The 26242-nt window shown below is 70.2% G+C and carries 23 protein-coding genes, 2 tRNA genes and 1 pseudogene; 14 read left to right on the top strand and 12 right to left on the bottom strand.

Annotated features, from left to right (window positions below; genetic code table 11):
• The first annotated feature begins 161 nt into the window (after positions 1–161).
• Positions 162–1391, top strand: a complete 1230-nt coding sequence (locus DA075_RS25945; protein ID WP_099955688.1) for a BaiN/RdsA family NAD(P)/FAD-dependent oxidoreductase — start codon at positions 162–164, stop codon at positions 1389–1391.
• Positions 1392–1515: 124 nt separating this feature from the next.
• Here DA075_RS25945 and DA075_RS25940 read toward each other — a convergent pair whose 3' ends face one another.
• Both DA075_RS25940 and DA075_RS25935 read right to left on the bottom strand, forming a co-directional pair.
• Positions 1516–2331: a collagen-like protein gene (locus tag DA075_RS25940; RefSeq protein WP_099955687.1), complete on the bottom strand. Its 816-nt coding sequence runs from the start codon at positions 2329–2331 to the stop codon at positions 1516–1518.
• 117 nt (positions 2332–2448) lie between these two features.
• Complete coding sequence (locus tag DA075_RS25935) at positions 2449–2994, bottom strand: formaldehyde-activating enzyme (RefSeq protein WP_099955686.1); 546 nt, start codon at positions 2992–2994, stop codon at positions 2449–2451.
• A 156-nt stretch (positions 2995–3150) separates the two neighbouring features.
• On the opposite strand from DA075_RS25935, the gene DA075_RS25930 reads away from it, so the two are divergent.
• Positions 3151–3363 (top strand): hypothetical protein, encoded by a 213-nt coding sequence (locus tag DA075_RS25930; protein WP_099955685.1) that lies wholly within the window; start codon positions 3151–3153, stop codon positions 3361–3363.
• Between the two features lie 33 nt (positions 3364–3396).
• On the opposite strand, the gene DA075_RS25925 is transcribed toward DA075_RS25930, so the two are convergent.
• From DA075_RS25925 to DA075_RS25900, 6 genes are all read right to left on the bottom strand, one after another.
• Positions 3397–3822 (bottom strand): hypothetical protein, encoded by a 426-nt coding sequence (locus DA075_RS25925; RefSeq protein ID WP_099955684.1) that lies wholly within the window; start codon positions 3820–3822, stop codon positions 3397–3399.
• Between the two features lie 79 nt (positions 3823–3901).
• Positions 3902–4180 carry a PIN domain-containing protein gene (locus tag DA075_RS25920; protein WP_123834434.1) on the bottom strand — a complete coding sequence of 93 codons (279 nt, stop codon included), beginning with the start codon at positions 4178–4180 and terminating at the stop codon, positions 3902–3904.
• A 244-nt stretch (positions 4181–4424) separates the two neighbouring features.
• A complete protein-coding gene (locus DA075_RS25915; RefSeq protein ID WP_099955682.1) occupies positions 4425–4685 on the bottom strand; it encodes an antitoxin in 261 nt (86 codons plus the stop codon).
• A 96-nt stretch (positions 4686–4781) separates the two neighbouring features.
• A complete protein-coding gene (gene metH, locus DA075_RS25910) occupies positions 4782–8531 on the bottom strand; it encodes a methionine synthase (RefSeq protein ID WP_099955681.1) in 3750 nt (1249 codons plus the stop codon).
• 98 nt (positions 8532–8629) lie between these two features.
• Positions 8630–9544 carry a methylenetetrahydrofolate reductase [NAD(P)H] gene (gene metF, locus DA075_RS25905; RefSeq protein WP_099955680.1) on the bottom strand — a complete coding sequence of 305 codons (915 nt, stop codon included), beginning with the start codon at positions 9542–9544 and terminating at the stop codon, positions 8630–8632.
• Positions 9545–9570: 26 nt separating this feature from the next.
• The gene (locus DA075_RS25900; protein ID WP_099955679.1) at positions 9571–10560 is read right to left on the bottom strand and encodes an ArsR/SmtB family transcription factor; all 990 of its coding nucleotides are present in this window, start codon (positions 10558–10560) and stop codon (positions 9571–9573) included.
• A 219-nt stretch (positions 10561–10779) separates the two neighbouring features.
• Between DA075_RS25900 and DA075_RS25895 the strand changes: the two genes are divergently transcribed.
• The 3 genes from DA075_RS25895 to DA075_RS25885 all read left to right on the top strand — a co-directional run bounded on the left by DA075_RS25895 (position 10780) and on the right by DA075_RS25885 (position 13571).
• Positions 10780–13233, top strand: coding sequence for a type IA DNA topoisomerase (locus DA075_RS25895; RefSeq protein ID WP_099955678.1), 2454 nt, complete (start codon positions 10780–10782; stop codon positions 13231–13233).
• A gap of 103 nt (positions 13234–13336) precedes the next feature.
• Positions 13337–13412 (top strand) — tRNA-Phe (locus tag DA075_RS25890).
• An 83-nt stretch (positions 13413–13495) separates the two neighbouring features.
• A tRNA-Phe gene (locus tag DA075_RS25885) sits at positions 13496–13571 on the top strand.
• A 527-nt stretch (positions 13572–14098) separates the two neighbouring features.
• On the opposite strand, the gene DA075_RS25880 is transcribed toward DA075_RS25885, so the two are convergent.
• Positions 14099–14980: a protein-methionine-sulfoxide reductase heme-binding subunit MsrQ gene (locus tag DA075_RS25880; RefSeq protein WP_099955677.1), complete on the bottom strand. Its 882-nt coding sequence runs from the start codon at positions 14978–14980 to the stop codon at positions 14099–14101.
• A 157-nt stretch (positions 14981–15137) separates the two neighbouring features.
• Between DA075_RS25880 and DA075_RS25875 the strand changes: the two genes are divergently transcribed.
• The 9 genes and pseudogenes from DA075_RS25875 to ugpA all read left to right on the top strand — a co-directional run bounded on the left by DA075_RS25875 (position 15138) and on the right by ugpA (position 24565).
• Positions 15138–15464, top strand: coding sequence for a hypothetical protein (locus DA075_RS25875; RefSeq protein WP_099955676.1), 327 nt, complete (start codon positions 15138–15140; stop codon positions 15462–15464).
• A gap of 85 nt (positions 15465–15549) precedes the next feature.
• Positions 15550–16041, top strand: a pseudogene (locus tag DA075_RS25870) (Uma2 family endonuclease).
• A gap of 67 nt (positions 16042–16108) precedes the next feature.
• Positions 16109–17104, top strand: a complete 996-nt coding sequence (locus DA075_RS25865) for an adenosine kinase (protein WP_099955675.1) — start codon at positions 16109–16111, stop codon at positions 17102–17104.
• A 116-nt stretch (positions 17105–17220) separates the two neighbouring features.
• Entirely contained in the window at positions 17221–18063 is an 843-nt protein-coding gene (gene ugpE / locus DA075_RS25860; protein ID WP_099955674.1) for a sn-glycerol-3-phosphate ABC transporter permease UgpE, read from the top strand.
• Positions 18064–18091: 28 nt separating this feature from the next.
• Entirely contained in the window at positions 18092–19144 is a 1053-nt protein-coding gene (locus DA075_RS25855; RefSeq protein WP_099955673.1) for an ABC transporter ATP-binding protein, read from the top strand.
• Between the two features lie 124 nt (positions 19145–19268).
• Entirely contained in the window at positions 19269–20441 is a 1173-nt protein-coding gene (locus tag DA075_RS25850) for a CaiB/BaiF CoA transferase family protein (protein WP_099955672.1), read from the top strand.
• Between the two features lie 42 nt (positions 20442–20483).
• A complete protein-coding gene (locus DA075_RS25845) occupies positions 20484–22160 on the top strand; it encodes a thiamine pyrophosphate-binding protein (protein ID WP_099955671.1) in 1677 nt (558 codons plus the stop codon).
• A 162-nt stretch (positions 22161–22322) separates the two neighbouring features.
• Positions 22323–23639: a sn-glycerol-3-phosphate ABC transporter substrate-binding protein UgpB gene (ugpB, locus tag DA075_RS25840; protein ID WP_099955670.1), complete on the top strand. Its 1317-nt coding sequence runs from the start codon at positions 22323–22325 to the stop codon at positions 23637–23639.
• A gap of 41 nt (positions 23640–23680) precedes the next feature.
• Positions 23681–24565 (top strand): sn-glycerol-3-phosphate ABC transporter permease UgpA, encoded by an 885-nt coding sequence (gene ugpA / locus DA075_RS25835; protein ID WP_099955669.1) that lies wholly within the window; start codon positions 23681–23683, stop codon positions 24563–24565.
• Positions 24566–24577: 12 nt separating this feature from the next.
• Here ugpA and DA075_RS25830 read toward each other — a convergent pair whose 3' ends face one another.
• The 3 genes from DA075_RS25830 to DA075_RS25820 form a co-directional block, all read right to left on the bottom strand.
• The gene (locus tag DA075_RS25830) at positions 24578–24802 is read right to left on the bottom strand and encodes a hypothetical protein (protein WP_099955668.1); all 225 of its coding nucleotides are present in this window, start codon (positions 24800–24802) and stop codon (positions 24578–24580) included.
• Between the two features lie 134 nt (positions 24803–24936).
• Complete coding sequence (locus tag DA075_RS25825; RefSeq protein ID WP_099955667.1) at positions 24937–25155, bottom strand: hypothetical protein; 219 nt, start codon at positions 25153–25155, stop codon at positions 24937–24939.
• 8 nt (positions 25156–25163) lie between these two features.
• A complete protein-coding gene (locus tag DA075_RS25820) occupies positions 25164–25832 on the bottom strand; it encodes an acyl-homoserine-lactone synthase (protein WP_164712490.1) in 669 nt (222 codons plus the stop codon).
• Between the last annotated feature and the right edge of the window lie 410 nt (positions 25833–26242).

The following is a 26242-nucleotide window of genomic DNA, read 5'->3' as shown; positions in this document are numbered from 1 at the left end:
AAGCGCAGCTCGCCAGAGGGGCCCGCAGCCGATGGGAGCGACTTATGTCCCGGATGGCGGCGGATCAAGGGCAGGCGGAGCGGACCGCCACGCTCTTATTTTTGCAATCCTATCCGGCGGCAGGTTGACAGGAGGCCCTGCGTCGCGGCCTTGGGGCGCGCATGACGAAGCCGAGCGCGCAAGGGGCCGCGACCGTTGCGGTGATCGGGGGCGGGCCGGCGGGCCTCTCCGCCGCCGAGATCCTGGCCGAGGCGGGCCTGCGGGTCACCGTGATCGAGCGGATGCCCTCCCCGGCCCGCAAGCTGCTGATCGCCGGGCGCGGCGGCCTCAACCTCACCCACAGCGAGCCGCTGGAGCGCTTCCTCGCCCGCTACGCCCCGCCGGAGCGACGCCTTGACGCGGCGATCCGGGAGTTTCCGCCGCAGGCCCTGCGCGACTGGTGCGAGGGCTTGGGACAGCCGACCTTCGTCGGATCGAGCGGCCGGGTGTTTCCGCAGGCCTTCAAGGCATCGCCGCTGCTGCGGGCCTGGCTCGCCCGGCTCGACCGTCTCGGCGTGACCTTGCGGACCCGCACCCGCTGGACCGGCTGGGACGCGGATGGCGCGCTCGCCCTCGCGGGCGAGGACGGCCCGGGGAGCCTGAGGGCGGACGCGACGGTGCTGGCGCTGGGCGGCGCGAGCTGGCCGCGGCTCGGCTCCGACGGCGCCTGGGTTCCGGTGCTGGAGGCGACAGGAATTTCGGTGAGCCCGCTCCGCCCGGCCAATGCGGGCTTCACCGCGCCGTGGTCGCCGGTCTTCGCCGAGCGCTTCGCCGGCGCACCGCTCAAGCGGATCGCGCTGCGCCTCGGCCTCACGCAGGTGCGGGGCGAGGCGGTGGTCACCACTGAGGGGATCGAGGGCGGCGCGGTCTACGCCCTGTCGCGGCCGATCCGCGAGGCGATCGAGGAGAAGGGAGAAGCGGTGGTCACCCTCGACCTGCGGCCGGACGTCGACGCGACCGCCCTCGCCCGCCGGATCGCCGGGGCGCGGCCGAAGGAGTCCCGCGCCACGATCCTGCGCAAGGCGGCGGGCTTGAGCCCGCCGGCGGCCGGCCTGCTGCGCGAGGCCGTCCGCGACCTGCCGGCAGAGGCAGGGGCGCTGGCGGCCCTGATCAAGGCGGTACCGCTGCGCCTCACCGGCCTGCGGCCGATCGAGCGGGCGATCTCCAGCGCCGGCGGCGTCGCCTTCGCAGATCTCGATGCGCGCCTCATGCTGCGGCGCCGCCCCGGCACGTTCCTCGCTGGCGAGATGCTGGATTGGGAGGCGCCGACCGGCGGCTACCTGCTCCAGGCGAGCTTCGCCAGCGGCCGTGCGGCGGCGAAGGGGGTGCTGGCGTGGCTGGACGAGCGCTGACGGATCGGCGCCCGTTCATGGGTACCCGACAGCATCGACATCCTCCGCGTCATCCCGGGCTCCGCTGCGCGGCCCCGGGATGACGCAAAGGATTGGAAAACCGTCGAAGAACGGCGGCGAAGCGTTACAGCTTCGCGCAGAATCCGACCATGCCGGAGCTGTCGGGCGGGCACATCGCCACGGCCTCGCCGCTCTCCCGGCGGGTGAAGTTCGGGTTGCCGCCGCGCAGGCAATAGGCCGACACGAAGGTCTCGCCCTCGTCGCAGACGAGTTCGCAATGCGGCTTGGCGCAGCCATCGGTGCGCAGCATCCGGAACGGCAGGGCCGCGGTGGCCGTGGCGGCCGTTCCCGCCGATCCGGCCGGCCCCTGCGGCCCTGCCGGGCCTTGCGGCCCCGCGGGTCCCCGTTCGCCCTTCTCGCCGCGGGGACCCGGAGCACCCGGCTCACCCTTCGGACCTGCATCCCCCTTGGGGCCTGCATCCCCCTTGGGACCCGCCTCCCCTTTGGGACCGGCCTCGCCCTTCGGGCCGGGCGGCCCGGCGAGGCCGGCCATGCCCTGCGGCCCGGTCGGGCCCGGATCGCCCTTCGGCCCCGGCGCGCCGGTGGCGCCGCAATTCGCGATCGCGATCTCGCGCGAGGCCTCGCCGGCCTTGAGCGTCGCGACGCAGTTCTGCGGCACGTAGGGAACCTTCAGGGTGAAGCGCCCGCGCTTGTCCGAGGTGACCGGGATGTCGTCGTCGAGGGTGACGACCACCCCGGCCTTGCCGACGCTGCCGGAGACGGTGAGGTCGCCGGCCTCGATCCGGGCGTCCCAGACCGTGATGGCCGATTGCGCCGGGGCGGCGCGCCCGCCCGCCGGCGCCGGCGGTTGCTGGGCGAGACCCGGGCCGGACAGGACCGCATAGGCAGACAGGATCAACGCGGCGCGGAATGGACGCATCGTTCAGCCTCAAGGCGTGATGGACGGCCCGCGCGCGGAGTCGAGGTGGCGGGCGGCGCACCTTGCGGCGCTGTCAAGCTGCGGTCAACTGCGCAGATGCCCGCCGGAAACGACTTGTTAGGCCTCGTCGTCGAGCACGCCCTCGAGGGCGTAGTGGCGCACGGTGCGGCGGTTGGCGATTAGCTCGTCGACCGTCGGCTCGCCCTTCAGCGCCCGGGCGATGGCGAGCTTCGTCGCCTCGTAATTGGTGCGGTAGAGGTCCTTGCGGTCGAGGTTCGGGTCCTCGGCGCAGCGCGGGTCGAGCCAGATCATGATGATCATGCAAAGCTCGTCGAGCCCGTCGCGGGGCAGGATGCCCTCGATGATGCAATCCACGATGGCGTCGCCGGTCGCGGCCTGGACCACGCCGCCGAGCAGTTCGACGTATTCGGCGGTGTGGATCGTCGCCTTGGTGGTCATCATCGTGGCCGGGCGGACCAGCTGGTTGATGTCGCGCACCACGAACATGCGGGTGTGGCCCTGGACCTGCCCCATCATCGAGGCGAAGGCCTGGCCGACCGGCCCGCGCACCGAGCCGATCAGCACCTCCGGCATCGCGTCGGTGTACTGGCCTTCGGCGGCCAGCACCGTGGCCTCGCCGGTCCGGAAGACGATCTCGCTCATCTGCGATTCCTCGGTTCGATTCATGATTTGTGCCGGCGCGGGTCGACCATGCCGGCCCTGTCGCCGTCAACGGCGGCGAACCCATCGACCTGTCCGGAAATTGGTCTATAGGGCCGATGGTTGGGCCTCACGCCCTCGAAGAGCTGATGCGGACGGATGAGCGATCGCGACTGGACCCTGCGGGTGACGCCGACCGAGGCGGGCGTGCGGCTCGAACTGGACCTCGCCGACCTCGACGGCGCGCCGGTCACGGCGGCGATCGCCCTCGACCGGGCCGAGGCACGCCGCTTCGCCCGGGCGATGCTGGCGGCGGCCGGCGACGCGGCCGAGCGCACCTTCCCGCACCCGCCGGCTCAAGACGGCGAGTGAAGGTCGGCGAGTGAGGCCCCGGGGGCCGAGGCCTCAGTAGCGGCCCGGCAGGCGCGGCACCTTGGTGCCGGGCTTCTCGATCGGCTCGGCGCAGGAATAGACGAACTCGGTCTGGAGATCGGTGAACACCGTCTCGCCGACGATGGTGCAGGTCTCCCGCGCCGTCTCGCGCAGGTAGGTCGCGGCGGCTTCCGAGAAGCGGCGCCGGCGCGTCAGGGCCGGGTCCCTGCCCTCCAGGCCGCAGCCCGTGACCTCGCGCAGGTGGTTCGACACGATCAGGACCTTGCGCTGCTGGCGCTGGTCGTAGACCTCGTAGGGGTCGTTGCAACCGATCGTGACCACCTGCGGCTGGAGGCCGACATAGGTCTTCGAGATGTAGGAGAATTCGGTGCAGCCGGCCGCAGCCACGATGGCGCCCGCCACGGCGACGAGGGCGAGCCTCCCTGGTCCTGTCCGCATCCCCGATCCTTCCCGCCCGATCCGTCCGGCGCTCCCGCTCAAGCTTTGAGCCGGGGTGGGTGCGGTGGTCAAGCCCGGGTCAGTGGACGATATCCTCGGCTTCCCAATCCTCCACCGTGAGCCCGGGCACCCGCCGGAACTCTCTCACGTTGCGGGTTACCGGTGCCGTCCCTCGCTGGCTCGCCTGACCGGCGATCAGCACGTCGGAAGGGCCGATCGGCGTTCCGGCGAGGGACAATGCCGCCCTGATCTCGCCGGCCCGGTGGGCGTCGGCGGCATCGAACGGCAGGATCGCTAGGGGCAATTCATACCATCGCGCTTTCGCATCGACACGTCGATGCGAAAGCGTCCGGCGCATCGGCGCCGGCGCCCATTCGGGCTCAGCCAGCGCCTTCGAACGAGTCCGTTCGAAGACGCGGCGGTATCATTGATTTGCGTCAGCGTCGGTCGCGTATGCCGCCCGCGATGCGCCCCTAGAAGAGATTCGTGGGCCACGATCGCCGGCATGGCGATGTCGGTCGGCTGCATACGACGCAGCCGACTCCAGATGCCGATGTGGTTCCGCAACAGGGCAGAGACCGCATTGGCATCGAGAAGGAACTTCACTCCGGCAGATCCGCAGCCGGGCGAACCTGCTCGGATACTTCCTCGTCGAGGGCAGCCGGAACGTCGTCATCCAGCAGCCGGATGCGCGCCTGCAACCAGTCCCAGCTCCCCGGCTTGGGTTCCGGGGTCACCGGCTCCAAGATCACCGTATTTCCCTCGCGGCGCACCTGCACCGCTTCGCCTTCACGGCGCCAGCCTTCCGGCAGGCGCACTGACTGGGCGCCATCGGTCCAGAACGGCTCCGCAATCTCGCCCATGCGGGCCTCCGGGTTGCCGCTCCGAGATGGAGCCGGACGGATCTCGACGCAAGCGAATGCCGCCGCGGCAGGTCACCGCCGCGGCACCGTCGCCCCCTACTCCGCCGCCGCGCGATACCGCGCCGTATCGTAGTTCAGGATCGGCCCGAGCCAGCGCTCCACCTCGGCCACGTCCATCCCCTTGCGGGCGGCATAGTCCTCGACCTGGTCGCGCTCGACCTTGGCGACGCCGAAGTAATGCGCGTCCGGATGGGCGATGTAGAGGCCCGAGACGGAGGAGCCCGGCCACATCGCGTAGGACTCGGTGAGCTTGACGCCGATGCGCGGCTCCGCCTGGAGGAGGTCGAACAGTGTCGTCTTCTCGGTGTGGTCGGGCTGGGCCGGGTAGCCAGGGGCCGGGCGGATGCCGGCATAGGGCTCGGTGACGAGCTCGGCCGGGCTGTAGGCCTCGTCCGCCGCGTAGGCCCAGAACTCGCGGCGCACCCGCTCGTGCATCCGCTCGGCGAAGGCCTCGGCGATGCGGTCGGCGAGCGCCTTGACCAGGATCGAGCGGTAATCGTCGTTCTGGCGCTCGAAGCGCTCGGCGATCCGCACCTCCTCCAGGCCCGCCGTGACGACGAAGCCGCCGACATAGTCGGGCAGCCCGCTCTCGGCCGGCGCCACGAAGTCCGACAGGCAGGTATTCGGGCGCCCGTCGCGCTTCGAGAGCTGCTGGCGCAGGCCGTGGAAGGTCGCGAGCGTCTCGGTCCGGCTCTCGCCGGTGAACAGCCGGATGTCGTCGCCGACGGTGTTGGCCGGCCAGAAGCCGATCACCGCCTTCGGGTTGAACCAGCGCTCCTCGACGATCTGGCGCAGCATCGCCTGCGCATCGTCGAACAGGGCGCGGGCGGCCGGCCCCTGCTCGGGGTCGTCGAGGATCGCCGGATAGCGGCCCTTGAACTCGTAGGTCTGCAGGAACGGCGTCCAGTCGATGTAGGGGACGAGTTCCGCCACGTCGTAGCTGCGGAAGACGCGCGTGCCAGTGAAGGTCGGCTTGACCGGCTTGTAGGCCGACCAGTCGGCTTTGAAGGCGTTGGCGCGAGCACGCACGAGCGGCAGGCGCTGCTTGTCGACCTCCGAGCGGGCATGGGCGTCGGCGACGCGCTTGTACTCGGCCCGGACGCTCTCGATCGTCTGCACCTTGGTGTCGGGCGAGAGCAGGTTCGATACCACGCCGACGGCGCGGCTGGCATCCGTCACGTAGACCGCCTGGCCCTTGGCGTAGGCCGGGTGGATCTTCACCGCGGTATGGACCCGGCTCGTCGTCGCCCCGCCGATCAGCAGCGGCACGTCGAAGCCCTCGCGCTCCATCTCGGCCGCGACGTGAACCATCTCGTCGAGGGAGGGCGTGATGAGGCCCGAGAGGCCGACGATGTCGACGTTCTCCTTGCGGGCCGTATCGAGGATACGCGCCGCCGGCACCATCACGCCGAGGTCGATGATCTCGTAGTTGTTGCAGGCCAGCACGACGCCGACGATGTTCTTGCCGATGTCGTGGACGTCGCCCTTCACGGTCGCCATCAGTACCTTGCCGGCGGACTGCCTTCCGCCGGCGCCGCCGTTGGCGGCCTTCTCGGCCTCCATGAACGGCATCAGGTAGGCCACCGCCTGCTTCATCACGCGGGCCGACTTCACCACCTGCGGCAGGAACATCTTTCCGGCGCCGAACAGGTCGCCGACCACGTTCATGCCGGCCATCAGCGGGCCCTCGATGACGTGGAGCGGACGCGCGGCCTTCGCGCGCGCCTCCTCGGTATCGGCCTCGATATACTCGGTGATGCCGTTGACCAGCGCGTGCTCCAGGCGCTTCTCGACCGGCGCGTCGCGCCAAGCGAGGTCGGCGCCCTTCTCCTTGGCGGGACCGCCGTCCTTGAAGCGGGCGGCAGCGTCGAGAAGGCGCTCGGTGGCGTCGGAGCGGCGGTTGAGGACCACGTCCTCGCACAGCTCGCGCAGCTCCGCCGGCAGCTCGTCATAGACCGCGAGCTGGCTCGCATTCACGATGCCCATGTCCATGCCGACCTTGATCGCGTGGTACAGGAACACCGCGTGCATCGCCTCGCGCACCGGCTCGTTGCCGCGGAAGGCGAAGGACAGGTTCGAGATGCCGCCCGAGATATGGGCGTGGGGCAGGGTCTCGCGGATGATCCGCGCCGCCTCGATGAAGGCGACGCCGTAGCCGTCATGCTCCTCGATGCCCGTCGCCACCGCGAAGACGTTGGGATCGAAGATGATGTCCTCGGGCGGGAAGCCGACCTGCTCGGTGAGCACCTTGTAGGCGCGGGTGCAGATCGCGACCTTGCGCTCCAGCGTGTCGGCCTGGCCCTGCTCGTCGAAGGCCATCACCACCACGGCGGCGCCGTAGGCGCGGCAGATCCTGGCCTCGGCGATGAACTTCTCCTCCCCCTCCTTGAGGGAGATCGAGTTCACGATCGCCTTGCCCTGCACGCATTTGAGGCCGGCCTCGATGACCGGGAACTTCGACGAGTCGATCATCACCGGCACCCGGGCGATGTCGGGCTCGGCGGCGACGAGGTTCAGGAACTCGACCATCGCACCTGCTGAGTCGAGCAGGCCCTCGTCCATGTTGACGTCGATCACCTGGGCGCCGGCGGCGACCTGGTCGCGGGCGACGTCGAGGGCGGCGGCATAGTCGCCGTTGGTGACGAGCTTGCGGAAGCGCGCCGAGCCGGTGACGTTGGTGCGCTCGCCGACATTCACGAACGGGATCTCGGGCGTCAGCGTGAAAGGCTCGAGGCCCGAGAGCCGCATCAGCGGCTTCACGCTCGGCACGCGGCGCGGCGCCTTGCCGGCAACGGCGCCCGCTATGGCGCGGATATGGTCCGGGGTGGTGCCGCAGCAGCCGCCCACCATGTTGACGAGGCCGCTCTCGGCGAACTCGCCGACGAGCTTGCCCATCGCCTCGGGACTCTCGTCGTAGAGGCCGAACTCGTTCGGCAGGCCGGCATTCGGGTAGGCGCAGACCAGCGTGTCGCAGGTGCGCGACAATTCGTCGATGTGGGCGCGCATCTCGCGGGCGCCGAGCGCGCAGTTGAGGCCGAAGGTCAGGGGATCGGCGTGGCGCAGCGAGTGCCAGAAGGCGGTCGGGGTCTGGCCCGACAGCGTGCGGCCCGACAGATCCGTGATGGTGCCCGAGATCATGATCGGCAGGCGGGTGCCGGTCTCCTCGAAGACCTGCCAGGCCGCCGCCACCGCCGCCTTGGCGTTCAGGGTGTCGAAGACCGTCTCGATCAGGATCAGCTCGGCGCCGCCGGCGATCAGGCCACGCACCTGCTCGGCGTAAGCGTCGCGGACCTGGTCGAAGGTCACGGCGCGGTAGCCCGGGTTGTTGACGTCGGGCGAGATCGACAGGGTGCGGTTCGTCGGGCCGATGGCGCCGGCGACGAAGCGGCGGCGCCCGTCCTGCTTCTCGGCGAGCAACGCCGCCTCGCGGGCGAGCCGCGCGCCCTCGCGGTTCAGCTCGTGGATGATCGGCTCCATGCCGTAATCGGCCTGAGCGATCGTCGTGCCCGAGAAGGTGTTGGTCTCGACGACGTCGGCGCCGGCGAGGAAGTAGTCGAGGTGGATCTGCCGGATCGCGTCGGGCTGCGTCAGGATCAGGAGGTCGTTGTTGCCCTTCTGGTCATGGTCGTGATCGCGGAAGCGCTCGCTGCGGAAGTCGGCCTCGGTCAGGCCGAGGCGCTGGATCACCGTGCCCATCGCCCCGTCGAGAACGAGGATCTTCTCCGCCGCGCGCCGGCGCAGGGCGGTCAGGATTTCGGCACCGTCGGCGGGGTGGAGGTCGGTCATCGGGATGGGGTTCCAGCGGGTCGGGCAATCGAATCAAGACGGGCCGCGTGACGCGGCCCGGGGCATATCGGGGCGAAGAGGCAGGAGCAGCCTTGGCTTCAGGCCGCGGCCTTCTCCGCCGCCGCCGGCGCCGCGCGCAGGCCCAGCAGATGGCAGATCGCGTAGACGAGGTCGGCGCGGTTCATGGTGTAGAAGTGGAAGTCGGTGACGCCGCGGTCGACGAGGTCGAGCACCTGCTCGGCGGCCACCGCCGCGGCCACCAGCTTGCGGGTGGAGACGTCGTCCTCCAGCCCCTCGAAGCGGGCGGCGAGCCAATCCGGCACCGAGGCGCCGGTGCGGCGGGCGAAGTTGGCGGCCTGCTTGAAGTTCTGCACCGGCAGGATGCCGGGGATGATCGGGATGTCGATCCCCCGCGACTGCACCCGGTCGAGGTAGCGGAAGAACAGGTCGTTGTCGAAGAAGAACTGGGTGATGGCGCGGTCGGCGCCGCAATCGACCTTGGCCTTCAGCGCGTCGAGATCCTGGTCGAGGGAGCCGGCCTCGGGGTGGCGCTCGGGATAGGCCGAGACCGAGACCTCGAAGTCGCCGATGCGCTTGATCCCGGCGACGAGGTCGCAGGAGCGCTCGTAGCCGCCCGGATGCGCCGTGTAGGCGGTGCCGACTCCCTCCGCCGGGTCGCCGCGCAGGGCCACGATGTGGCGCACGCCGGCCTCGTGATAGGCGCGCACCACGTCGTCGACCTCGCCCTTGGTCGCCGCCACGCAGGTGAGGTGGGCGGCGGGCTTCAGCTCGGTCTCGCGCACCAGGCGCGCCACGGTGTTGTGGGTGCGCTCGCGGGTCGAGCCGCCGGCGCCGTAGGTCACCGAGACGAAGCTGGGGCCGAGCGGCGCCAGCCGCTCGATCGACGACCACAGGGTCGCCTCCATCTCCGGGGTCTTAGGCGGGAAGAACTCGAACGAGACCCGGATCGGGCGGCGGCTCTCGCGGCTCGGGCGGAAGGCGGTGGGGATCATCGGCGGCCTCGGCGGGAAAGAGCGGATCAGGCGACGGCGCGGTCGGGCAGGCCGGCAGCGGCTTCAGGGTGATGGGCGAGCCAGAGCGTGACGGTGAGCTGGTGCTCCGCGCCCCCGGTCGGGGCGAGGTGGCGCAGCCGCACGTCGGTCAGCCCGGCCTCGAAGAGCCATCCGGCGACCTGCTCGGGTGCGAAGCCGAGGCGGCGATGCGCTTCGTCCTCGCGGAGGAATTCCAGGCTGTGGGGGGCAAAATCAACCACAAGGAGGCGGCCGCCGGGGGCGACGAGGCGCGCGGCCTCGCGCAGGGCGCGGGCCGGGTCGTCGAGGTAATGCAGCACCTGATGGATCAGCACGAGGTCGAAGCTGGCCCGGCCGAAGGGGGGCGCGTGGATGTCGCCCTGGCGCAGGTCGATCCGGGTCAGCCCCTGGCGCTCCAGGTTGGCGCGGGCAACCGACAGCATGGCGTGGTTGGCGTCGAGACCGGTCGCCCGGGCCGCGCGGGGCGCGAGCAGCCCGAGCATCCGTCCGGTGCCGGTGCCGAGATCGACGAGGCTGCCGATCGGCCCGGTCCCCAGCGACTCGAGCACCGCCGCCTCGACGGTGGCCTCCGGCACGTGGAGCGAGCGCACCCGGTCCCATTGCGGCGCGAGCCGCGCGAAGAAGTTCTGGGCGGCCTCCGCCCGCTGCGCCCGCACCGCCTGGAGCCGGGCCCGGTCTTCGGAGAGCGGCGGCTCGGCGGCGTCGAGGGCGGCGATGAGGGGCGCCACCAGACCCGCCGTGCCCTCGCGCAGGCGGAAGAACGCCCAGGCACCCTCGCGGTGGCGCACCACCAGGCCGGCCTCGACCAGGAGCTTGAGATGACGCGAGATCCGCGGCTGCGACTGGCCCAGGATGTCGGTGAGGTCGGAGACCGACAGCTCGCCCTCGCCGAGCAGCACCAGGATGCGCAGACGCGTCTCCTCGGCTGCGGCGCGCAGCACGCCCAGGGCGTCGGCGAAGGGGACGGTGGCGATCATTCCGGCGGGCTCCTCGCCTCCGACTTCAAACATAAAGATATCTTTATGTGAGGAATGCACAGGGTGCAAGCGGTGTTTCGGGGAGGCGGGGCGGGCATGGACGGCGGAGCGGCTCGCGAGGCCGACGCCACAGGAGCCGGCCGTTGACCAAGCCCGCCCACCTCCGGTATGTTCCTGCTTCGTTCGGGCCGCCCGCCCGTCCAGGAGCGTTCCGCTTCCATGGCGCAGGCCACCTCCGGCAAGTCCCCTCGCGGCAAGTCCCCTCGCGGCAAAACTCTCTTCTTCTTCGAGAAGCCCTCGGCGATGCGCCAGGTGCAGCGGTTCTTCCGCTCGCCGAGCACGGTCTGCGTCGCCGCCGAGGGCCACCTCCTGGAGGCGGCCGAGCCCGGGGAGATCCGGCCGGACTGGAAGCCCTGGCGCTTCGACGCGCTGCCCATCGCCCTGGAGCGCCTGCCGGTGGCCCCCGGCCACGGCCGCTCGGGCCAGTCGCACGCGCCGAAGCTCGCGGCGATCCGCCAGGCGCTGGCCGGGGTCGAGCGTGTGATCATCGCCACCGATCCGGGCCGCGAGGGCTCGATGATCGCCTGGGAGGTGCTGGAGCACCTGGGCTGGCGCGGCCGGGTCGACCGCCTGCGCCTCGGCGCCCTCGACGAGATCTCGATCCGCCGGGCCTTCGGGCTCCTCGCGCGCGAGGACGATTCCGGCGAGCGCGACTATGCGGCCTATCTCGAGGCCCTGTGCCGCCAATACGAGGACTGGCATCTCGGCCTCAACGGCACGCGGGCCGTGTCCTTGCGCCTGCGCCCGCCGGCCTTCCGCGAGCCCTGGCGCTTCGGCGGGGTGCAAACGCCGACGCTGGCGATCCTCGCCGACCTGGAGGAGCGCATCCGCAATTTCGTCCCGCGCGACTTCTACAAGATCGCGCTTCCGGTCACGACCGAAAGCGGCGCCCGCCTGACGCTCTGGCACGCACCGAAGGACAAGATCTTCGCGATCAAGGACGCCGAGACGATCCGCGACGCCGCCGAAGGCTGGTCCGGCCCGCTCGCGGTGGTGCAGAAGGACGTGCGACGGGCACCACCGAAGCTGTTCTCCAAGGACACGCTCTCCCGGGCCTGCGCCAAGCGCTTCGGCTGGGACCCGCAAGTCACGGCGCGTCACGCCCAAGCGCTCTACGACAAGGGGTTCCTGAGCTATCCCCGCACCGAATCGGTGCACCTCCCCGAGTCGCAAGCCAAGGATGCCGCCGCGGTGATCGCGGCGATCGCCACCGCCGACAAGGACCTCGCCGCCCACGTCCCGGCGACGCCGCAGATCCGCCGCGGGCCGAAGGGCCATTACGTCAAGGATCCGGGCGAGCACCACGCCATCGTGCCCCTGCGCAAGGTGCCGGGGCCGGGCGATGTCGCGCCCGATGCGCAGAAGCTCTGGCTCCTCGTCGCAAAAAACTTCCTCGCCGCCCACATGGCCGACGGGATCGACGCCCGCACCACGGTCACGGCGGACATCTCGACGCCGCTCGGCCCGAGGCGCTTCGTCATCACCGGCAGCGTGGTGCGGGTGCCGGGCTGGCGCGCCCTCTACGGCACCGAGGCCGACGAGGACGAGGTCGTGCCCGGCAAGGCCAAGGCCGACGACGAGCCGACCACCGGGCGCCTGCCGCCGGTCCGCGACGGCGAGGCTGGCACAGGCGGCGAGCCCACGATCGAGACCGCCCGGACCGAGCCGCCCCGGCGCATCACCCGGGGCGAGCTGCCGGTGGTGATGGGCCGGCTGATCGACCAGGTCGAGGACCCGGCCCTGAAGCGGGCGCTGGAGAACCCGGCCAACCCGACCGAGCCCAAGGGCCTCGGCACCGCCGCGACCCGCGACGCGGTGCTGCCGAAGCTGATGAAGAGCCACTACGTCACGCTGCTCAAGGGCAAGGATCCGGCGATCACCGTGACGGAGGTCGGCCTCGCCTTCGTGGCCGCGGTGCGGCGGGTATTTCCGGCCTATGGCGACCCGGTCGGGCGGGCTGTGTTCGAATCGGAGCTGGCCGAGATCGGCCGGGCATCGACCAAAGCCGAGGCCGTGCGCCGGGCCGAGGCCTTCCGTCAGCGCACCCGCGAGCGGGTCGAGGCGCTGATCGGCGCGGTCTCGGGCGCCGAGCGCTTGGCAGTTGAAGGCTTGGCGGTTGAAGGCTTGGCGGTCGAGGGCTTGGCGGTCGAGGGCGAGGCCCTGCCCCGCCGCGGCCGCGCGCCCACCGCCGCGATGGTGTCGTTCGCGCGTTCCCTGGCCGCCCGCAAGGGGATCCCCCTTCCCCCCGAGGCCACGCGCGACGCCGGCGCCTGCCGGGTCTTCCTCAACACCCATGCGGGACCGAAGGCGGCCCCGGCCGGTGACGGTGCGACCCGAGCCCCGACCCCGGCGATGCTGCGCTTCGCCGCCTCCCTCGCCCGGGCCAAGCGCCTGGAGGCGCTGCCGCCCGAGATCGAGACCGACTTCAACGCCTGCCGCGCCTTCCTCGACGCCCATGCGGGCGGCGACGGCTCGCGCTCCGGCGGCAAAACGGCCCCGACCCGGGAAGCCCCGACCCGCGAGGCCTCGGCGACGAAGCCCCGCGCCCGCCGCCCGCGCGGCCCGGCGAGCCCCGGCCGCGCTCCCCGCCGTCGCCGCGCGGCGGATGCGTGAGCGCCGGCAAACAATCGCCCGCGCGCCCGCACGAGACGGCTGGACAGGCGATCCGAGCGTCTCTATACCCCCGCTCAACGCCGCTGCCCCACGCAGCCGGCGGGCCCGGGTAGCTCAGTTGGTAGAGCATGCGACTGAAAATCGCAGTGTCGGCGGTTCGACTCCGTCCCCGGGCACCACTTCCTCGTCCCTGACGTGAGTGGTGCCGTCCTCGAACGGGACGATCTCTGGTGCTTGATCCGCCGCCCTGCGCGGCCGGTGCGCCCGGGTAGCTCAGTTGGTAGAGCATGCGACTGAAAATCGCAGTGTCGGCGGTTCGACTCCGTCCCCGGGCACCACTTCCTTGCAAATCACGTCAAATTGAATCCCAATTGTTTGATGTGCATGTCGTGTTGATATGCTACAAAAAACACGTTTTTCTTTCGTAAGCTGTTTCGATAGTTTTTCTGCGCCCCAGATACTGTATAGGACGAGCATAGATCAGTCTCGGTCCAACTCCATCAATCTTAGGCGCCGCCGTCACGATCGCCCTCGACGCAGGTGCCATCTTCAGCAAGCGGCTCGTCACGAAAGTAAGCACAGAAAAATTTAGCTTTGTATGGCCCTACCTAGGCCTATTTTCTGAAAAAATCTTTTGTATCAATAATTCAACACAAAAGCCCACTTCCGCTGAGCCGTTGATCGTGCTGCGCAATCAGGCATTGTGCCCAAGTAGCGCTAACGGTCGTTCGATCGGAGTTTCCACCTCCGGTGTGGCGTCGAACGACCGTCCCTGCACCGATTTATCTTGAGAGAACCAGGATTGCCGCAACCGAAAAAAGGCGACGCTGGCTCTCCGAGGCGGATGGCCGCCGGCGAGGCCGGATCACGCTTTCACGGTGCGCGCCGGCCGCGCCACGGGCCCACGCCCGCCGGACGTCGTCCGGTTCTGCCACAGATTGAGCGGCACGATCAGGATCACGACGCCGAGCACCCACCAGGCCGGGCGGATGTCGTAGGCGAAGTCGAGGTTGGCGGCGAGCACCGCACCAGCCGGCACCCCGGTGGCAAGCGCGTACCAGGCGGCCTCCAGCCCCGCCGTGGCGAGGCCGGCCGCGAGGCTGAGGCCCAAGAGCGGCAGCGGCGTGCTCGGCACCTTGAGGTGATGCATCAGCCGCCAGCCCATCAGGGCGAGGAACAGCCCGCTCCAGAACACCGGCTTCGAGACATCGATCTTCGATTGCAGGAAGAAGTGCAGCAGCGCCAAAGCGGTGAGCAGATAGACCAGCCGGTGCAGCCGCGGCCAGGCCTTGCCGAGGCGGCGGATCATCCCGTCGGTCGAGGTGACGCCGAGGACCGTCAGCCCGAGGAGACCGGCGAAGCCGATGGTGAGATAGATGCGAAAGACGATCTCGCTCGCCACCCGGGCGAGGTCGAACTTCTGGTCGACGATGTACAGGGTGAAATGGAACAGCGCGTAGGCGAGGGCGGTGAGCCCGAGCATCCGCCGCACCAGGATCAGCTTGGGCGCATTGGCGATGCGCCGCATCGGCGTGACCGCGAGCGACAGGATCAGGAACCGCACCGACCAGTCGCCCATGGCGTGCAGGTAGGCGGTCAGCGGCTTTCCGCCGAGCTGGTCGAGGGCGTAGGCCGCGGTGAACCACAGGCCCGGCGCGAGGGCGAGGAGGAACACCGCGAGCTTGAACCGGGACAGCCGACCGGCGCGATCGAGCCAAGGGTAGGCGATACGGATCTGGGTGGGCATTCGGGAACCGGGTGCAGTGCGGAATGCGCCACAGATAAGCCGCGAGCGGCGGTTTGACCCGATCCGCCGACCACACGATGGCGTGAGAGGCCTTCGCGGGCGCGAAAGCCCGTCCCGAGAGTTCGCCCCGAGAATTCGCCCCTTGAGGAGACCCGCCGTGCCCCGCACCGCCCTCGCCGCCCTCCTGCTGCTGCTGGCGCAAGGAGCCCACCAAGCGGCGCAGGCCGCCTGCACCGCCCCTCCCGCTCCGCCCCCGGTGAGCGAGAAGCCGGCGAAGCCCGCCTTGCCGCAGAAGCCCGCCTGCCTCGACGCCAAGGGCGGCTGCCCGGGCTGGGAGGCCTACACCTACAATGACGGGATCAAGGCCTACAACGCGCAGCTCGGCCCCTACCGCACGAGCGCCGAGGCGTATGCGCGCAAGCTCAAGGCCTATGCCGATGGCAGCGTCGCGTATGCCAATTGCGAGATGCAGTCGCTACAGTGACGGGGGCGTGGCAGGCTGAAGCCCATGGCCGGCCTGCCCCGATCCCCGCATGGATGTCGACGCGTTCCTCGCCTGAAGCGCCACGGTGACGGGCCGCCACGAGCTCGTCGACGGCGAGGTGGTCGCGATGGCGCCGGAGCGGGGCCGGCATGCGCGGGTGAAGTTCGCCGTCCAGGCCGCCCTCGACCGCGGCCTGCGGGCACTCGGCTCTCCTTGCGAGATGCTGCCCGACGGCATGACGGTACGGATCGACGCGCATATCGCCTCCGAGCCGGACGCGCTGGTCTAGTGCGGTCCCCGGATTGATCCCGACGCGGTCGAGGTGACGAACCCCGTCATCGTCGTCGAGGTCTCGTCCCCCAGCACCCGCCGCACCGACGCGAGCGAGAAGCTCACCGGCTACTTCCGGGTGCCGAGCATCCGCCATTACCTGATGGTCGACCCGGACCGGCGGACGGTCGTCCACCATCGCCGGGCCGGCGACCGGATCGAGAGCAGCGTCAGGCAGGACGGCACCCTCGTCCTCGACCCGCCGGGTCTCGTCCTCGCCGTCGCGTCGCTGTTCGAGGAATCGTGAGCGCGCGCTTGACCCTCCGGACGGCGAATGCGACAGGCCGCCCAACATCTTGCGCGCGAGCCCCTGCATGACCGCTTCCCTCGATCTCCTCGTCTTCGGCAACGCCATCGTCGACGTGATGGCCCGCACCGACGAGGCCTTCCTGGTCCGCGAGGGGGTGCACAAGGGCGCGATGCAGCTCATCGACGAGGCGCGGGCCGAGCACCTGTTCGGGGTGATGGGTCCGGCGACGATCATCTCGGGCGGTTCGGGCGCCAACACGGCGGTGGGCGCGGCGTCGCTCGGGGCGCGGGCGGGCTTCATCGGCAAGGTGCGCGACGACGAGCTCGGCCGCCTCTTCGCCCACGACCTCAACGCCACCGGCGTCCAGTTCGGCGTCGCTCCGGCAGCTGAGGGCCCGGCCACCGCCCGTTGCTTCGTGCTGGTGACGCCGGACGGCGAGCGCACCATGAACACCTATCTGGGCGCCTGCCAGGGATTGACCGCCGCGGACGTGGACGAGGAGGTCGTGAGGAGCGCCCGCCACGTCTACCTCGAGGGCTATCTGTGGGACCCGCCGGCCGCCAAGGAAGCGTTCCGCAAGGCCGCCGAGATCGCCCACGGCACCGGCAACAAGGTGGCGCTGACCCTGTCGGACGCGTTCTGCGTCGACCGCTACCGCGACGAGTTCCTCGGCCTCATCCGCGACGGCAGCCTCGACATCCTGTTCGCCAACATCCACGAGCTGAAGAGCCTGTACCAGACCGCCGACGCCGATACGGCGGTCGCGGCCCTGCGCCAGGAGACGGGCCTGCTCGGCATCGTCACCCGCTCCGAGGAGGGCGCCCTGGTCGTGTCGGGGGCGGACACGAAGGCGGTGCCGGCCTCGCCCGTGCGCGAGGTGGTCGACACCACCGGCGCCGGCGACCTGTTCGCGGCGGGCTTCCTCGCCGGCCTCGCCCGCGGCCTCGACCACGCCGATTGCGCCCGCCTCGGCGCGGTGGCGGCGGCGGAGGTGATCTCCCATCTCGGCGCCCGGCCGCAGGCGGACTTGAAGGCGCTGGCCGAGCAGGCGGGCCTGTAAGACCCTCCGGGCGGACGCCGCTTCCGTCAGAGCTTGACCGGTGCTAGGAGCGTCGCACGCCCGTCACGGCGGTGCGGCACCGAGAACAAGACGCCATCCGCCAGGGAGCGGCCCCGTTGGTCGAGAACCGCCGCTTCGGCAACCTGATCCCGCACCTCGTGCTCTGCCTCGGGGTCGGCATCGTCGTCTTCCCGGTCTACCTGGCGCTGATCGGCTCGACCCACGACGCGGCCACCATCGCCAACGGCCAGATGCCGCTCTGGCCCGGCGGCCACGGCCTCGAGACCTATAAGCGTGCGCTGACCGAATCCGGCATGGCCGGCGCGCCGGTCGGGCTGATGCTCCTCAACAGCACGATCATGGCGCTCGCCATCGCGCTCGGAAAGATCTTCATCTCGCTCCTGTCGGCCTACGCGCTGATCTACTTCCGCTTTCCGTTTCGGCAGACCGCCTTCTGGGCGATCTTCGTCACCCTGATGCTGCCGGTCGAGGTGCGGATCTACCCGACCTACAAGGTCGCGGCCGACCTTCAGCTCCTCGACACCTATGCGGGCCTCGCCCTGCCGCTGATCGCCTCGGCGACCGCGACGCTGCTGTTCCGCCAGTTCTTCCTGACGGTGCCGAACGAGCTCGTCGAGGCCTCCCGCATCGACGGGGCCGGGCCGGTGCGGTTCTTCCTCGACACCCTGCTGCCGCTCTCGCGCACCACGATGGCGGCCCTGTTCGTGATCCAGTTCCTGTATGGCTGGAACCAGTATCTCTGGCCGCTCCTCGTCACCACCCGCGACGACATGCAGACGGTGGTGATCGGCCTGCGCAAGATGACCTCGATCACCGACCAGCTCACCGAGTGGCAGATCGTCATGGCGACTGCCGTGCTGGCGATGCTGCCGCCGGTCGTGGTGGTGTTCGCGATGCAGAAGCTGTTCGTGCGCGGCCTGGTGGAGACCGAGAAGTGACCTCTTTCCGCACGATCGGATCGCTCTGATGGCCGGCCTCGCCCTCGACAACTTGCGCAAGACCTATGCCGGCGGCGTCGAGGCCGTGCGCGGCGTCTCGCTCGACGTGCCGGACGGCGCCTTCTGCGTCCTCGTCGGCCCGTCCGGCTGCGGCAAGTCCACCGTGCTGCGGATGATCGCCGGCCTCGAGACCGTGACCTCGGGGGCGATCACCATCGGCGACCGTACGGTCAACGAGGTCGAGCCGGCCGACCGCGACATCGCGATGGTGTTTCAGAACTACGCGCTCTATCCGCACATGCGCGTCTACGACAACCTCGCCTACGGGTTGCGCAACCGCGGTACGCCGAAGCCCGAGATCGAGACCCGGGTGACGGAGGCGGCGCGCCTCCTGGGCCTCGAGGCGATGCTGACGCGCTATCCGCGCCAGCTCTCCGGCGGCCAGCGCCAGCGCGTCGCCATGGGGCGGGCGATCGTGCGCAAGCCCCAGGTGTTCCTGTTCGACGAGCCGCTGTCGAACCTCGACGCCAAGCTGCGGGTGCAGATGCGGGTCGAGATCCGCCGCCTGCAGCGCCAGCTCGGCGTCACCACGGTCTACGTCACCCACGACCAGGTCGAGGCGATGACCATGGCCGACCGGCTGGTGGTGATGAATGGCGGCCAGATCGAGCAGGTCGGCACGCCGATCGAGATCTATCGCCGCCCCGCCACCCGCTACGTCGCGACCTTCATGGGCTCGCCGCCGATGAACATCCTGCCCGCCGAGGCCGTGGCGGGGGCCGTGCGGATCGACGGCACCGTGATCCCGGCCGCCGGGATCGCGCCCGGCACCGCGCTCGAGGCCGGCATCCGGCCCGAGGACCTGCGGATCGCCGAGGACGGCCTCGCCTTCCGGATCGCCTTCGTGGAGGAGCTCGGCGCCACCCGCCTGCTGCACGGGCCGCTCGCCGGGACCGATGTCGCCGTGCAGGTGCCGGCGGGCTCGGCGCCCCAGGAGGGCGACACGGTGCGCCTCGCGATCGATCCGGCCGCCCTGCACCTGTTCGACCCTGCCACCGGGCGGCGGCTGGCGCAGGGCTGACCGGAACCGGGCGGGCTATCCCGCCGGCCAAGCCGCGTCGTATGCAGGCGAACCACGATCCCGGAACGCGGGATCCGACGCGCCATCCCGGAACGGGAGGCGCAATGATGGGAGGCTCGTTTCCGTGCACAAACCGCTTGCCGGCATCAAGGTGCTCGAACTCGCCCGCATCCTGGCAGGGCCCTGGATCGGCCAGCTCCTGGCGGATCTCGGCGCCGACGTGGTCAAGGTCGAGCGGCCGGGCGTCGGCGACGACACGCGATCCTGGGGCCCGCCCTTCGTCGAGGGTGCGGACGGCGAAACACTCTCGGCCTCGTATTTCCACTCGACGAACCGCGGCAAGCGCTCGGTCGCGGCCGATTTCGAGACCGCCGAGGGACAGGCGATCGTCCGGAAGCTCGCTGCCCACGCCGACGTGGTGATCGAGAACTTCAAGGTCGGCGGCCTGAAGAAGTACGGCCTCGACCATGAGAGCTTGAGCGCCCTCAACCCGCGGCTGATCACCTGCTCGGTCACCGGCTTCGGCCAGGACGGCCCCTACGCGCCGCGGGCCGGCTACGACTTCATGATCCAGGGCCTCGGCGGGATCATGTCGCTCACCGGCGAGCCGGCGGGCGAGCCGGTCAAGACCGCGGTCGCCTTCGCGGACGTCTTCACCGGGGTCTACGGCACGGTGGCGATCCTCGCCGCGCTCCAGGGCCGGCACGCCACCGGCAAGGGCTGCCACATCGACATGGCGCTCCTCGACACGCAAGTGTCGGTGCTCGGCAACCAGGCGCTGGTCTATCTCGTCTCCGGGATGCTGCCGCCGCGGATGGGCAACGAGCATACCAGCATCGTGCCCTACCAGGTCTTCCCGACCGCGGACGGCCACATCATCGTCGCCTGCGGCAATGACGGGCAGTTCCAGAAGTTTTGCACGGTCCTCGGCACGACCTGGCACCTCGATCCGGACTATTCCACCAATCCGGGCCGGGTCACGCGGCGCGACGTGCTGATCCCGCTCATCGCGGCCGAGACGAGCCGCCACAGCAAGGCGGATCTGCTGGCGCGGCTCGGCGCCGTCAACGTGCCGGTCGGCCCGATCAACGACCTCGCCGAGGTCTTCTCCGATCCCCAGGTGCTGCATCGCGGCCTGCGCCTCGACCTGCCCGAGCCCCGGGCGAAGGGCGGCACGATCCCGAGCGTGCGCTCGCCGATCGTCATCAACGGCGTGCCGATGGCGGCGGACACCGCCTCGCCGCAGGTGGGGGACCATACCGAGAGCGTGCTGGCCGATCCGGCCTGGGGTGGCTGACGCGGATCGGCGGCACCTGAGAGATTGCTGGAGGACGCACCCATGACCGACGCCCCCCGCCCCCGCACCGGCGGGCAGATCCTGGTGGACCAGCTCGCCCGCCACGGCGTCGGCGACATCTTCTGCGTGCCCGGGGAGAGCTACCTCGCGGTGCTCGACGCGCTGCACGACGCCGCGATCCGCCTCACCGTCTGCCGGCAGGAGGGCGGCGCCGCCATGATGGCGGAGGCGCACGGCAAGCTGACGGGCAGGCCCGGCATCTGCTTCGTCACCCGCGGCCCGGGCGCCACCAACGCGGCGCCCGGCCTGCACATCGCCCGGCAGGACTCGACCCCGATGATCCTGTTCGTCGGCCAGATCGAGCGGGCGGCGCGGGAGCGCGAGGCGTTCCAGGAACTCGATTACCGGGCGGTGTTCGGCACCATCGCCAAGTGGGTGACGGAGGTCGACAGCGCCGACCGCCTCCCCGAGCTGATCGCCCGGGCCTTCCACGTCGCCACCGCCGGCCGGCCCGGCCCGGTGGTGATCGCCCTGCCCGAGGACATGCTGACCGAGACCGCGAGCGTCCCGGACGCGCCCGCCTTCCGGCCGGTCGAGACCCATCCGGCGCTCGCCCAGATGGTGGCGCTGCAGAATATGCTGGCCCAGGCCGAGAAACCCTTCGCGATCCTCGGCGGCAGCCGCTGGTCGGCGGAGGCCGTGCGGCGCTTCGCCCGCTTCGCCGACCTGTTCTCGCTGCCCGTCGCCTGCTCGTTCCGGCGCCAGGGCACGATCCCGGCCGATCACCGATGCTACGCCGGCGACCTCGGCCTCGGCGTCAACCCCAAGCTCCTGGCACGGATCAAGGAAGCCGACCTGCTGCTCCTCGTCGGCGGCCGGCTGTCGGAGATCCCGTCGCAGGGCTACACACTGCTCGACATTCCCGGGCCCCGCCAGACGCTCGTCCACGTCCACCCGGACCCGGAGGAGCTGGGGCGGGTCTACAGCCCGGCGCTCGCGATCAATGCCAGCCCCACCGCCTTCGCGGCGGCGATCGAGACGGTGCAGCCGCCCCGCGCCCTGCCCTGGGCCGCCGGCACCGCGGCCTTGCACGCCGACTATCTGACCTGGAGCGATCCGACCCGGATCACCACGCCCGGCACGCTCCAGCTCGGCGGCGTGATGGCCCACCTGCGGGAGGCGCTGCCGGCGGACGCGATCCTGTGCAACGGCGCGGGCAACTTCGCCACCTGGGTCCACCGTTTCTGGCCGTTCCGCGCCCATGACGGCCAGCTCGCCCCGACCTCCGGCTCGATGGGTTACGGCGTGCCGGCGGCGATCGGAGCCAAGCGGCTCCTGCCGGAGCGCACCGTGGTGGCGGTGTCGGGCGACGGCGACTTCCTGATGAACGGCCAGGACTTCGCCACCGCAGTCCAGTACGATCTTCCGGTGATCATCATCCTGGTCGATAACGGCATGTACGGCACGATCCGGATGCACCAGGAGCGGGAATATCCGGGCCGCGTCTCCGGCACCGCGCTGCGCAACCCCGATTTCGCCGCCTACGCCAAGGCCTTCGGCGGCTACGGCGAGCGGGTCGAGCGCAATGAGGACTTTCCGGCGGCCCTGGCGCGGGCGATCGCGTCGGGCCTGCCGGCGATCCTGCACTGCCCGATCGACCCCGAGGCGATCACCCCGACCACCACCATCCAGGCCCTGCGCAACCGGCCGCGGCCCTAGTCCTCACAACCTCACTTGTCCGGCGGGCACGGCTGTGCTTAGCCAGCTACTAACAAGCGCCCGCCGCCGCGACGGTGCGGGCCGCGTAGCTCCTGGCGCTCCTGTCGTCGGTGTGTCACGCGGGCCCCGCATGAGGGGCCGCACACGAGGAGAGGACACCCGATGGCCCCCACCCTGACCATCCGCATCGCGCTCGCCGGCCTCGGCCTGGCCGCCGCCACCCCGGCGCTCGCCGTGACCGAGCTGCAATGGTGGCACGCGATGACGGGCGCCAACAACGACGCGGTCAACCGGCTCGCCGAGGAGTTCAACGCCTCGCAGAGCGACTACAAGGTGGTACCGACCTACAAGGGCAATTACGGCGAGACGCTGAATGCCGGCATCGCCGCCTTCCGCGCCGGGACCGCGCCGCACATCATGCAGGTGTTCGAGGTCGGCACCGCCACGATGATGTCGGCCAAGGGCGCGGTGAAGCCGGTCTACCAGCTGATGAAGGATGCCGGCGAGCCCTTCGACCCGAACGCCTACCTGCCGGCGATCACCGGCTACTACTCGACGACCAAGGGCGAGATGCTCTCGTTCCCGTTCAACTCGTCGTCGATGGTGATGTGGACCAACCTCGACGCCCTGAAGGCGATCGGCCTCACCGAGCCGCCGAAGACCTGGCCGGACCTGTTCGCGGCAGCCAAGAAGCTGACGCAGAACGGCTTCCCGAATTGCGGCTTCTCGACCACCTGGGTCACCTGGCTCAACATCGAGCAGCTCTCGGCCTGGCACAACCTGCCCGTCGCCACCAAGGCCAACGGCATGGACGGCCTCGACACCACGCTCGAGATCAACGGCCCGCTCCAGGTCAAGCACCTGACTAACCTCGCCGAGGCGCAGAAGGACAAGTCGTTCGACTATTCCGGCCGCTACGACAGCGGCTTCGGCCGCTTCACCGCCGGCGAGTGCCCGATCATGTTCGGCTCGTCGGGCTCCTACGGCAACGTGAAGGGCGCGGCGAAGTTCGCCTGGGCCTCCGCGCCGATGCCCTACTATCCCGACGTGCCGGGCGCGCCGCAGAACAGCATCATCGGCGGCGCCTCGCTGTGGGTGATGGGCGGCAAGAAGCCCGACGAGTACAAGGGCGTGGCGAAGTTCTTCAGCTTCCTGTCCGACACCGACCGGCAGGCCAAGCTGCACCAGACCACCGGCTACATGCCGATCACCAAGGCGGCCTACGAGAAGTCGAAGGCCGACGGCTTCTACGACAAGAACCCGGCGCTCGAAGTGCCGATCAAGGAGCTGACCAACAAGACGCCGACCGAGAATTCCCGGGGTCTGCGCCTCGGCAACCTGCCGCAGATGCGCGACCTCTGGGCCGAGGAGATCGAGGCGACGCTCGCCGGCAAGAAGACGCCCAAGCAGGCCCTCGACGAGGCGGCGACCCGCGGCAACGCGATGCTGCGCCAGTTCGAGAAGCAGGCCGGACGCTGATCGCATCAGCGAACGCCGAAGAGTGAGCGGATCCTGAATCGATGAGTCCCGAGCGCATCACCTTCGGAGGCCGGCTGCTGCCGGCGGCGCTGATCGCGCCGCAGCTCCTGATCGTCGGCCTGTTCTTCTACTGGCCGGCGGTCCAGGCGGTCTGGCAGTCGTTCCAGATGCAGGACGCGTTCGGGCTCTCGACCGAGTTCGTCTGGTTCGAGAACTACCGGGCCCTGTTCACCGACCCGGCCTATTACCAGGCCCTCGTCACGACGCTGGTCTTCGCGGCGGCGGTGGCGGGGCTCTCCCTCGGCTTCGCGCTCCTCCTCGCCGCGATGGCGGACCGGGAGATCCGCGGCGCCGGGATCTACCGCACGCTGCTGATCTGGCCCTACGCGGTCGCGCCGGCGGTGGCGGGCGTGCTGTTCGGCTTCCTGTTCCAGCCCGGTCTCGGGCTGATCGCCCGCGGCCTCAACCAGATCGGCATCCCGTGGAACCCGCTGCTGGACGGGAACCACGCCATGATCCTGGTGGTGATGGCGGCGGCCTGGAAGCAGGTCTCCTACAACTTCCTGTTCTTCCTCGCCGGCCTCCAGGCGATCCCCCGCAGCGTGATCGAGGCGGCGGCGATCGACGGCGCCGGCCCGGCGCGGCGGTTCTGGACCGTCGTCTTCCCGCTGCTCTCGCCGACCACGTTCTTCCTGATGGTCGTCAACGTCGTCTACGCCTTCTGCGAGACGTTCGGCGTCATCGACGTCCTCACCCATGGCGGCCCGGGCCGGGCGACCCAGACCCTGGTCTACAAGGTCTACCAGGACGGCCGCATCGGCGCCGATCTCGGCGGCTCGGCGGCGCAATCCGTGGTGCTGATGGCGATCGTGATCGGGCTGACGGCGATCCAGTTCCGCTACGTCGAGAAGCGGGTCGCGTATTGAGGTGCGCCTCCCTCAGGAGGACAGTGCCCGATCCGGCTCGTCGCCGAAGCCGAGCTCGTCGAAGACCGCTTCGGCGGCGTGCATCAGCGCCTGCACGGAGGCAAGCTCGCGGATGCTCGGGCTCGCGGTCCGCTGCAGGTCGAGGATCCCGGCGGCGAGGCGCAGGACCTCGATCTCGGCACGGGTCGCCTGCGAGAGGTGGGTCAGTCGGACAGGGGAGTTGCTCGCGATCGGCATGGCGGGTGTGCCCGGTGAGAGGATGAAGGCGTCGGGGACCGGCCGGGCGGCCGGAATGGCGGAAGGCGGCGCTCCCGGACGGCGACGTCCGGCTTGCGCTTCGGGTGGAACCCGGCGGGAAGGGACACGGAGCGTCACGACGGTTCCCTGTCCTCCACGAGCCTCTCGGCCGTCGGCGCATAGGTGCGCCCGACATGCCAGAGCGCGAGGCGGATCAGGTCCGTCGCGACCGGATCGCCGGATGCCACCGCCAGCTCGTGCGCCCGGATCAGGTGCGCGGCCAGCCGGTCGGCGATCGTTCGGTCCTCGGTGCGCGGCGGCACTTCGATGCCCTCGTAACCGTCGGTCGGCATCCGTGGTCTCAAGCCGACAGGACGTGGTCGGATGCGGGGTGGTCGTAGCCGGGGGCGGGCCGCTTCGGCCGCACCAGCGACGGCGCCTCGATCCCGTAGACGGCGCGGGTCGCCTGCAAGGCCTCCTCGGTCATCGCGATCGTGAAGGCGCAGATCGACAATCCCTCGTGGGCGAGGGGCAGGCCCAGGGGCCGCGGGCGCCAGCCGAGGGCCGAGACCTTCGGGATCCAGTAGGCTTCGGCGACCACGTTCATGCGCGGAATGCGCTGGTCGAGACAATACTCCACCATGCCGGCCGCGACGATGCCGGCCACCCGCGACAGCCGCTTGTCCTCCCGGAAGCGGGGCGCCACGAAGAAGCGGGTCCATTCCCAGATCTCCGGCGCCCGCTCGAAGCCGCGCTCCCTGGCCAGGTGCGGAAACACCTCGCTCAGGAGCGTCGGCCCGAGCGACGGCAGCAGGCGCGTGCCCCCCGCGACCTCGCCATCCGCCCCGATAGCCAGGAGATAGACGGTGCTGTCGGTGTCGAACTGGTCGATCTCGCGCCCGTCGACATCCCGGAGCGCACGCCACTTCTGCTCATCCATGTAGATCTTCTTGCGCAGAATGTGGTGCTGATCGATGGCATCGGCATAGGCATCGCGATTTGTCCGATCGATGACATGCAGCCGGATCATGCGCGCATCCCTCCCTCGCTCCTGCGGCATTCGCGCAGAGGGAAGGAGCCCCCGGTATCCCGAAATATCGTGAGGGCGGGCCGATTCGCCGGTTTCGTTCTTTGGTCTTGCGGCATTTTCGGCGACGGACCGGGATCCGCGGCGTCAGGCCGTGATGTGAGGGGTTCGGCCCGTTCAGCGTCGGATCGGCCCTCGGGCTCCTCCGATCCGGCGGTCCAGCGGCGAAACCGTTCGGTTGCGCCAGACCGCGACAGGCGAATAACGCCAAGCGAATGCCAGCTCTTGCAATGATTATTTACAATCCAGGCTCAGCCTGAGCGGGCAAAGCGTTGTATTGCCGATGCAATACTTTCCTATACCGCCGCGCCTTCGAACGGACCCGTTCGAAGGCGCTGGCTAAGCCCGAACGG

Origin of the sequence: Methylobacterium currus, from assembly GCF_003058325.1 — a bacterium.
GTDB lineage: Bacteria > Pseudomonadota > Alphaproteobacteria > Rhizobiales > Beijerinckiaceae > Methylobacterium > Methylobacterium currus.
The sequence above is the reverse complement of the archived record's forward strand: the minus strand, read 5'-3'. Positions and strand labels throughout refer to the sequence as shown.

Excerpts from the sequence above, each read along its gene's own strand:
- DA075_RS25900 (WP_099955679.1), bottom strand. The coding sequence starts at position 10,560 with ATGATCGCCACCGTCCCCTTCGCCGACGCCCTGGGCGTGCTGCGCGCC.
- DA075_RS25925 (WP_099955684.1), bottom strand. The coding sequence starts at position 3,822 with ATGCGGACAGGACCAGGGAGGCTCGCCCTCGTCGCCGTGGCGGGCGCC.
- DA075_RS25935 (WP_099955686.1), bottom strand. The coding sequence starts at position 2,994 with ATGAGCGAGATCGTCTTCCGGACCGGCGAGGCCACGGTGCTGGCCGCC.
- DA075_RS25940 (WP_099955687.1), bottom strand. The coding sequence starts at position 2,331 with ATGCGTCCATTCCGCGCCGCGTTGATCCTGTCTGCCTATGCGGTCCTG.
- DA075_RS25825 (WP_099955667.1), bottom strand. The coding sequence starts at position 25,155 with ATGCCGACCGACGGTTACGAGGGCATCGAAGTGCCGCCGCGCACCGAG.
- DA075_RS25820 (WP_164712490.1), bottom strand. The coding sequence starts at position 25,832 with ATGATCCGGCTGCATGTCATCGATCGGACAAATCGCGATGCCTATGCC.
- metH (WP_099955681.1), bottom strand. The coding sequence starts at position 8,531 with ATGACCGACCTCCACCCCGCCGACGGTGCCGAAATCCTGACCGCCCTG.
- ugpA (WP_099955669.1), top strand. The coding sequence starts at position 23,681 with ATGAGTCCCGAGCGCATCACCTTCGGAGGCCGGCTGCTGCCGGCGGCG.
- DA075_RS25880 (WP_099955677.1), bottom strand. The coding sequence starts at position 14,980 with ATGCCCACCCAGATCCGTATCGCCTACCCTTGGCTCGATCGCGCCGGT.
- DA075_RS25865 (WP_099955675.1), top strand. The coding sequence starts at position 16,109 with ATGACCGCTTCCCTCGATCTCCTCGTCTTCGGCAACGCCATCGTCGAC.
- DA075_RS25895 (WP_099955678.1), top strand. The coding sequence starts at position 10,780 with ATGGCGCAGGCCACCTCCGGCAAGTCCCCTCGCGGCAAGTCCCCTCGC.
- DA075_RS25920 (WP_123834434.1), bottom strand. The coding sequence starts at position 4,180 with ATGCGCCGGACGCTTTCGCATCGACGTGTCGATGCGAAAGCGCGATGG.
- DA075_RS25915 (WP_099955682.1), bottom strand. The coding sequence starts at position 4,685 with ATGGGCGAGATTGCGGAGCCGTTCTGGACCGATGGCGCCCAGTCAGTG.
- ugpB (WP_099955670.1), top strand. The coding sequence starts at position 22,323 with ATGGCCCCCACCCTGACCATCCGCATCGCGCTCGCCGGCCTCGGCCTG.
- DA075_RS25930 (WP_099955685.1), top strand. The coding sequence starts at position 3,151 with ATGAGCGATCGCGACTGGACCCTGCGGGTGACGCCGACCGAGGCGGGC.
- DA075_RS25855 (WP_099955673.1), top strand. The coding sequence starts at position 18,092 with ATGGCCGGCCTCGCCCTCGACAACTTGCGCAAGACCTATGCCGGCGGC.
- DA075_RS25830 (WP_099955668.1), bottom strand. The coding sequence starts at position 24,802 with ATGCCGATCGCGAGCAACTCCCCTGTCCGACTGACCCACCTCTCGCAG.
- metF (WP_099955680.1), bottom strand. The coding sequence starts at position 9,544 with ATGATCCCCACCGCCTTCCGCCCGAGCCGCGAGAGCCGCCGCCCGATC.
- DA075_RS25845 (WP_099955671.1), top strand. The coding sequence starts at position 20,484 with ATGACCGACGCCCCCCGCCCCCGCACCGGCGGGCAGATCCTGGTGGAC.
- DA075_RS25945 (WP_099955688.1), top strand. The coding sequence starts at position 162 with ATGACGAAGCCGAGCGCGCAAGGGGCCGCGACCGTTGCGGTGATCGGG.